We start from the raw sequence: 7701 nt of genomic DNA, 5'->3' as shown, positions 1-7701 counted from the left end.
CCAGCCCGCAGCTGCCGATTGGCGGCTACAGCTATTCCCAGGGCCTGGAAATGGCGGTGGATAACGGCCGGGTCAATGATCCCGACAGCGCGCGACGCTGGATCAGCGATCAGTTGCTGCTGAACCTGGCGCGTTTCGAAGCGCCACTTTTGCTCGCCCATTGCACCGCCGCCGCCGAAGAAAACTGGGCCCAATTGCTGCAACGCTGCGAGGAGCATCGCGCCAGCCGCGAAACCCGCGAGCTGCATCAGGAGAGCCGGCAGATGGGCTATTCGTTGCAGCAATTGCTCAACGGCTTGCCGGAACTGGATGCGCCGGCCCGAGCCTTTCTCGAGCAACGCCCCGAACCGCACCTGGCCCTCGGCTGGGCGCTGGCGGCTCGCGCCTGGAACATCAGCCCGCAAGATGCGCTGGCCGCCTGGCTCTGGAGCTGGCTGGAAAACCAACTGGCGGTGTTGATGAAAACGCTCCCATTGGGCCAGCAAGCCGCGCAACGCCTGACCAGCGAACTGCTGCCGTTGCTGCAACAGGCGCAGCAAGACGCCACCCGAATCAATCCCGAACACGTTGGCAGCGCCGCTTTCGGCCTGTCCCTGGCGTGCATGGCCCATGAGCGCCAGTACAGCCGTCTGTTCCGTTCCTAGGGCCTTTTAATTTGGAGAATCACATGAACACACAACCCCTGCGCGTCGGCATCGGCGGCCCGGTCGGCTCCGGCAAAACCGCCCTGACCCTGGCCCTGTGCCTGGCCCTGCGTGAGCGCTACAACCTGGCCGTCGTGACCAACGATATCTATACCCGCGAAGACGCCGACTTTCTGGTGCGCAACGAAGCCTTGGCGCCGGAGCGGATCATCGGCGTGGAAACCGGCGGCTGCCCGCACACGGCGATCCGCGAAGACGCCTCGATCAACCTTGAAGCCGTGGATCAACTGAACCGGCGCTTTCCGGGGCTGGATCTGATCCTGGTGGAGTCCGGCGGCGACAACCTCTCGGCGACGTTCAGCCCGGAGCTGTCCGACCTGACCATTTACGTGATCGATGTCTCCGCCGGCGACAAGCTGCCGCGCAAGGGTGGCCCCGGCATCTGTAAATCCGACCTGCTGGTGATCAACAAGATCGACCTGGCGCCGCTGGTAGGCGCGTCGCTGGAGATGATGGACAGCGACACCCAACGCATGCGCAACGGCAAGCCGTTTGTCTTCAGCAACCAGAAAACCGGCCAGGGCCTTGAAGCAATCATCGCCTTCATCGAACGCCAGGGCCTGCTGACTGCGGCCTGATCACACTTATCAACAAGGAAGCTTATCCATGACACTGAAACGCATTCTGGGCGCCATGGCCCTGCTGCTGACTCCCGCTATCGCCTTCGCCCACCCGGGTCATGGCGACAACGGTTTGATCGCCGGCATCAGCCACCCGATCGGCGGCCTCGATCACTTGCTGGCGATGGTTGCCGTGGGATTGTGGGCGGCGCAGCAGAAAGGCGCCGCGCGCTGGGCGCTGCCGTGCACATTCGTGGGCACCATGCTGATCGGCGGCCTGCTGGGTTTTGAAGGGCTGAACCTGCCGGCGCTGGAGAGCGGGATTGCAGCATCGGTATTGGCGCTGGGCCTGGCGGTGGCGTTGGCAGTGCGTCCGCCGTTGAGCCTGGCAGTGGCGGCGACCGCGTTGTTCGCGCTGTTTCATGGCGTGGCGCATGGTCTGGAATTACCGGACATGTCCAGTCCCTGGGCGTATGCCGCAGGGTTTGTGGCGGCGACAGCGGCTTTGCATGCCGCGGGTTATGCGGTGGTTCGCATCTTGCCTCAGGCCGCGGCACCGTTGGTTCGGCTGGCGGGTGCGGCGTCGGCGGCGACCGGAGCTTGGTTATTAGCGGGTTAATTCTCTAGCGTCTGGACTGGCCTCTTCGCGGGCAAGCCTCGCTTCTACAGGATTGTGTTTGACCCCGCGATTCGTGTCATGACACGAAACCTGTAGGAGCGAGGCTTGCCCGCGAAGGCGGCCTGACAGACACCGCATCTCTAAGGCCTGCTAACATGTCGCGCAATTAACCCTGCCGTGACGACGCCAGCCAATGCCGCATGTTTCCCGCTCCGCCTTCCAGCCTGAATTGACCGCCCTGTTCGCCTCAGTGCAACAGCACTTCCAGGACGTGATCGTGCCGCTCTGGCAGGGCCCCGGCTGGAACGCCGACATGGCGTTGCCTTATGAGGCGCTGGATGCCGAGCATCGACCGCTGCCCCCCCAGCGTTACCGGGCCATGGCCTGCGCGCGGCAGCTGTATCTGTTCTCCAGCCTGATCGGCCAGGTGCCCCAGGCTGAAGAGCGTGCGGCGGCGCTGTTCCGTTCCTTGCAACGGCATTTCCACGATGCGGAGCATGGCGGCTGGTTCTATAGCATCGACCCTCAAGGCACGCCGCTGGACCAGCGCAAAGACCTCTACACCCATGCCTTCATCCTGTTCGCCTGCGCCCATTATTGGGACAAGGTTCGCGAACCGCTGGTGGCGTCGGTACTCAACGCCGCGCTGGAAGTGGTGGCGCAGCGTTTCGCCACGGGCGACGGCCTGTACGAAGCCAGCCTGGACCGTGATTGGTCCTCGCTCGACACCGGGCCACTGCAGAACCCTCTGATGCATTTGGCCGAAGCCTTCCTCGCCACCCTGTCGGTGCGCGAAGACACGGCCGTACAGAAAGCGCTCATCGAGTTATGCACAGCCATGCAAAAGCGCTTCATCGACCCACAACACGCGGTGTTGATGGAGAAGCCGCTGGGTGCTGTGGATAACTGGTTCGAGCCAGGCCATCAGTTCGAATGGTATTTCCTGCTGCAATCCTCGCCATTGCTGCGCGGCTCGACACTGCACGCCTCGCTGGAGCGCGCGTTTGCATTCACCGAGCAACGGGGTGTCGATCAGCAGACCGGAGCCGTGCGAGCGATGCTGGAACTGGACGACCGCCCACGGGATGCAACCCAACGCATCTGGGCCCAGGCCGAATACCTGCGCGCCCTGACCTTGCGCCCGGGCAGCGAAGCATCGGTGCAACGCCAATTGCAGGCGTTGCAACAAAGCTTTCTGCACGCAGGCGGTTGGTATGAGTGTCGCGATGAGCAGGGCGAAGTGAGCCGTAAGGACATGCCTTCGACCACGCCTTATCACTTGGCAACCTGCTATCGCGGACTGGCCGAGTATTTGCGCTGACTAAGAAATTGTTTTCGCGGGCAAGCCTCGCTCCTACAGGGTTGGTGCCGATTCAAAATCAGCGCGGACCTGTAGGAGCGAGGCTTGCCCGCGAAAAGCCGTTACTCGGTCTTACGCCTTGCCAGCATTACGCTCAATGGCAAACCCGCTCCAGGTCTGGCTCACCGGCATCAGCTCAAGGCTGTTGATGTTGATGTGGGCCGGTGCGTTGAGCACCCAGAAAATGGTCTCGGCAATGTCTTGCGGCTGGATCGGCTCGGCACCGGCGTAAGTGGCGTTGTAACGCTCCTGGTCACCCGCGAAACGCACCAGCGAGAATTCGCTCTCGCACAGGCCCGGCTCGATGTTGCTGACCCGTACGCCCGTACCTTGCAGGTCGCAGCGCAGGTTCAGGGAGAACTGTTTGACGAACGCTTTGCTCGCGCCATACACGTGGCTGCCCGGGTACGGGTAGTTGCCGGCGATGGAGCCGAGGTTGACGATACTGGCGCCACGGCCATGAGCGATCAAACGCGGCAGCAACAGGCGGGTGCTGTACATCAGGCCTTTGATGTTGGTGTCGACCATGGTGTCCCAATCATCGAGATCGCACTTGGGCGCCGGATCCACACCGAGGGCCAGGCCAGCGTTGTTGATCAGCCCGCGCAGTTTGGCGAAGGACGGCGGCAGGTTGGCAATCGCCTCCTCCATGGCCTTGCGATCCCGTACGTCGAGCACCAGGCCATGGACCTCGGTCTGCTTCGACAACTCGGCGCACAGGGCATTGAGGCGCTCTTCACGACGACCTGTCAGCACCAGTTTCCAGCCGGCCTCGGCAAAACGACGGGCACAGGCTTCACCAAAACCGGAGGTCGCGCCGGTAATAAACAGGGTGTTGGACATCGTGTTCTCCTTGCTTGGGCTGACAGTCAGCCCTTGGAATAGAAAATCAACCGGCAGCATGCCCGGCCTTGCCCACAGCGGCAACTATGGCAAAAACCGTACAAAAAACGATCAATGCTGGCAACACCCCATGCCCCGTGGCTTGCAGCCATGTACGCGCACCTTATCCACAGGCCGGTCCACAGTTTCCGGGGGCAAGTGGAAAAGCTGCAAGCCGCTATCCACAAGGCTTTGCGAGCAGATTAGAAAGTTTTTTTCTTGACCCTGAGGCACCCGCTGTGTAACCCAGGGCGATTTGCACGACCGAGCGGTCAGAGCGACGATGGCGCCAAGCCAGCAACCACGGCCCTCAGCCGAGTCTTTCCAGAGTTTAACCACAGACTTATCCACAGGCTTGTCCACCTCGATTCATACCGTGTTCACTCATAACAAAAAGGTTGACAAAGCCGGCTTGTGGCCCGCTAAAAACACCTGATCAAAAAACAATCACCGCCCTGCAGGCCACGGATTCAAAGGCTTACAGCCAGCTACTCCCACGTTATTCACAGCCAGCTCCACAGCAAACGGGGACAAGTCAAAACCGTGACAAAACAGCAATTTGCAGCGGCTTTATGTCGCGCTTTGAGAGGTCATGAATATTGTTTTCCACAATTTCCCTTTACCTCAAACCACGGCCTCGTGTAGGGATTGTGCGGGCATAAAAAAACGCCCTGACGCGGGGTTCGTCAGGGCGTTTCCGGGCTCTTCGGCTTAGTGCCCGCCGAGGTAGGCGTTACGCACCTCCTCGTTCACCAGCAGCTCCTTGCCGGTGCCGCTGAGGCGGATCTGGCCGTTGACCATCACGTACGCCCGGTCCGACAGCTTGAGGGCGTGGTTGGCGTTCTGCTCCACCAAAAAGATGGTCATGCCAGTCTTGGCCAATTCCCGCAGGGTCGCGAAGATCTGTTTCACCACAATCGGCGCCAGCCCCAGGCTCGGCTCATCGAGCAGCAACAGCTTGGGTCGGCTCATCAACGCCCGGGCGATGGCGAGCATTTGCTGCTCGCCGCCAGACATGGTCATGGCCCGCTGGTTACGCCGCTCTTCAAGCCGCGGAAACAACTCGAACATGCGCTGCATATCTTCCTTGGCGTACTTGTCACCGATCGGGATGGTGCCCATCAACAGGTTTTCCTCGACGGTCATGTCGGGGAACACCCGGCGGCCTTCCGGCGATTGAGCGATACCGTTGGAGGCGATGTAGTGGGACGACTTGTGAGTGATATCCACACCCTGATAGACGATTTGCCCGCCAGCCGCCCGTGGCTGACCGAAAATCGACATCAGCAGGGTCGACTTGCCGGCGCCGTTGGAGCCGATCAGGCTGACGGTCTCCCCTTCATTGATGTGCAACGAGACTTTCTTCAGGGCCTGGATCGGTCCGTAGAACACGTCGATCTCTTTCAGTTCGAGGATCGGTTGACTCATACCAGTTCCTCTTCGTCGGCGCCCAGGTAGGCGGCAATCACTTTCGGATCATGTCGGATCGCCTCAGGCCCGCCTTCGGCGATGACAACGCCGTGGTCCAGCACCACGATGTGGTCGGAAATGCTCATGACCATGCCCATGTCGTGTTCGATCAGCACCACGGTCAGATCATGCTCGTCACGCAGCAGCCGGATCATCGCGCTCAGCGCTTCGGTTTCCTGAGGGTTGAGGCCGGCGGCCGGCTCGTCGAGGCAGATGATCTGCGGCCGGGTACACATGGCCCGGGCGATCTCCAGGCGGCGTTGCTGACCGTAGGACAGTTCACCGGCCAGGCGGTTGGCGCAGTCCACCAGGTCCACCACTTCCAGCCAGTAGAACGCGTGGTCCAGCGCATCGCTTTCAGCCTTGCGATAACCCTTGGTGTTGAGGATGCCGGCCAGCATGCCGCGGTTGACCCACATGTGCTGGGCCACCAGCAGGTTTTCCAGCACCGACATTTCCTTGAACAGACGAATGTTCTGGAAAGTCCGCGCCAGACCGGCACGGTTGATCAGATGCGTGCCACCGAACATCTTGTAGTGGAGCCGGCTGATAAAGCTTTTCGGCGAAACGAAATCGGTTGCCTTGAACGGCTCCCCGAGCATCTTGATGACGTTGGTCTTCACCCCACGGGTGTTGAGCTCGATATGCCCGCCGGTCGCTTTATAGAACCCGGTCAAGCAGTTGAACACGGTGGTCTTGCCCGCGCCGTTGGGGCCGATCAACGCGAAGATCGAGTTGCGCTTGACCTTCAGGCTGACGTCACTCAACGCCTTGATGCCACCGAAGTGCATCATCAGGTTCTCGACCGAGAGTACGACTTCACTCATGGCGCTACTCCTTTACGCGGGGTCACACCGGTACGGCTGATCCGGATCAGGCCGCGCGGTCGCCAAATCATCATCAACACCATCAGGATGCCGAACAGCAGCACGCGGTATTCAGCGAAGCCGCGCAGCAGTTCCGGGGCGACGGTCAACACGAATGCTGCCATCACCACGCCGATGGTCGAACCCATGCCGCCGAGTACCACGATGGCGAGGATCAGTGCCGATTCGAAGAAGGTAAACGAGGTCGGGTTCACAAAGCCCTGATAGGTCGCAAAAAACACGCCGGCCAGACCCGCCGTCGATGCGCCGATGGTGAACGCCGACAGTTTGACCAGTACGTGATTCAGCCCCATGGAGCGACAGGCGATTTCGTCTTCACGCAAGGCTTCCCATGCGCGACCGACCGGCATGCGGGTCAAGCGATGCTTGATGTACAGCACGGCCAGCACCACCAGGAACAACACCGCATAAATGAAGTAGTACTTCACGTCCGGGTTGTAGGCGATGCCGAAGAACTCATGAAAAGGTATCCCGCCGTCCTTCGCTCGCTTACCGAATTCGAGACCGAAGAATGTCGGCAACGGCGCCGCCATGCCATTCGGGCCACCAGTCAGGGACAGCCAGTTATTGAGGATCAACCGGATGATTTCACCGAAGCCCAGGGTCACGATCGCCAGGTAATCACCGTGCAAGCGCAACACCGGGAAGCCCAGGATGCACCCGGCCAATCCAGCGGTGATTGCCGCCAGCGGCAGCACGGTCCAGAAGCCCAGCCCCAGATATTGGTAACCGAGCGCCAGGCCGTAGGCACCGATGGCATAGAACGCCACATAACCCAGGTCGAGCAGACCGGCCAGGCCGACCACGATGTTCAGGCCCAGGCCCAGCAGCACGTAGATCAACCCAAGTATGACCACGCCCAACAGGTAAGAGTTGGAGAAGAACGGGAATACCACGGCGACAACGATCACCAGCGGGACGACCCAGCGCAACCGGGATTTGTAATCAGGCGCCAGAACATGAACCCCGGAGCCGGTGCTCTCAAAGCCTTCGAGAATTCTCAGGCCTTTGGGGGTTTGCAAGAATAGGCTGAGGGCAAAGCGGCCAGCCATAACGATGGCGACTATCCATGCCACGCGCGTCGGCTGCAGGTTGAAGCCGTAGCCGTCGAGGACCACACCAACAATCGGGCCGAACACAATCAGGGCGATGAGGCCGGCAAGAATCGCGTCAACCAGGCTTTTTTTGACATCAATGGTTTTAGTGGTTGAAGACATCG

8 protein-coding genes are annotated in these 7701 nt (G+C 60.7%); 4 read left to right on the top strand and 4 right to left on the bottom strand.

The features are described 5' to 3' along the window. The 4 genes from PMI21_RS12500 to PMI21_RS12515 all read left to right on the top strand — a co-directional run. The coding region (locus tag PMI21_RS12500; RefSeq protein ID WP_007939067.1) for an urease accessory protein UreF at positions 1 to 644 on the top strand (644 nt) is incomplete at its 5' end. A 23-nt stretch (positions 645 to 667) separates the two neighbouring features. Continuing rightward, positions 668 to 1282 (top strand): urease accessory protein UreG, encoded by a 615-nt coding sequence (ureG, locus tag PMI21_RS12505; protein ID WP_007939066.1) that lies wholly within the window; start codon positions 668 to 670, stop codon positions 1280 to 1282. 28 nt (positions 1283 to 1310) lie between these two features. Next, positions 1311 to 1883, top strand: coding sequence for a HupE/UreJ family protein (locus PMI21_RS12510; RefSeq protein ID WP_007939065.1), 573 nt, complete (start codon positions 1311 to 1313; stop codon positions 1881 to 1883). A gap of 193 nt (positions 1884 to 2076) precedes the next feature. After that, a complete protein-coding gene (locus tag PMI21_RS12515) occupies positions 2077 to 3204 on the top strand; it encodes an AGE family epimerase/isomerase (RefSeq protein WP_007939064.1) in 1128 nt (375 codons plus the stop codon). A gap of 111 nt (positions 3205 to 3315) precedes the next feature. Here the strand turns inward: PMI21_RS12515 and PMI21_RS12520 are convergent, their stop codons facing one another. The 4 genes from PMI21_RS12520 to livM all read right to left on the bottom strand — a co-directional run bounded on the left by PMI21_RS12520 (position 3316) and on the right by livM (position 7699). Beyond that, positions 3316 to 4086 carry an SDR family oxidoreductase gene (locus PMI21_RS12520; protein ID WP_007939063.1) on the bottom strand — a complete coding sequence of 257 codons (771 nt, stop codon included), beginning with the start codon at positions 4084 to 4086 and terminating at the stop codon, positions 3316 to 3318. Between the two features lie 750 nt (positions 4087 to 4836). Beyond that, positions 4837 to 5553, bottom strand: a complete 717-nt coding sequence (locus PMI21_RS12525) for an ABC transporter ATP-binding protein (RefSeq protein ID WP_007939061.1) — start codon at positions 5551 to 5553, stop codon at positions 4837 to 4839. Next, positions 5550 to 6422, bottom strand: a complete 873-nt coding sequence (locus tag PMI21_RS12530; RefSeq protein ID WP_007939059.1) for an ABC transporter ATP-binding protein — start codon at positions 6420 to 6422, stop codon at positions 5550 to 5552. Before PMI21_RS12530 ends, PMI21_RS12525 begins: the two co-directional genes overlap by 4 nt. Further along, positions 6419 to 7699: a high-affinity branched-chain amino acid ABC transporter permease LivM gene (gene livM, locus PMI21_RS12535; RefSeq protein WP_007939057.1), complete on the bottom strand. Its 1281-nt coding sequence runs from the start codon at positions 7697 to 7699 to the stop codon at positions 6419 to 6421. Before livM ends, PMI21_RS12530 begins: the two co-directional genes overlap by 4 nt. Between the last annotated feature and the right edge of the window lie 2 nt (positions 7700 to 7701).

The sequence above is a fragment of the Pseudomonas sp. GM18 genome, from assembly GCF_000282195.1.
Classification (GTDB): domain Bacteria; phylum Pseudomonadota; class Gammaproteobacteria; order Pseudomonadales; family Pseudomonadaceae; genus Aquipseudomonas.
This window is presented reverse-complemented; position numbering and strand designations above follow the sequence as displayed.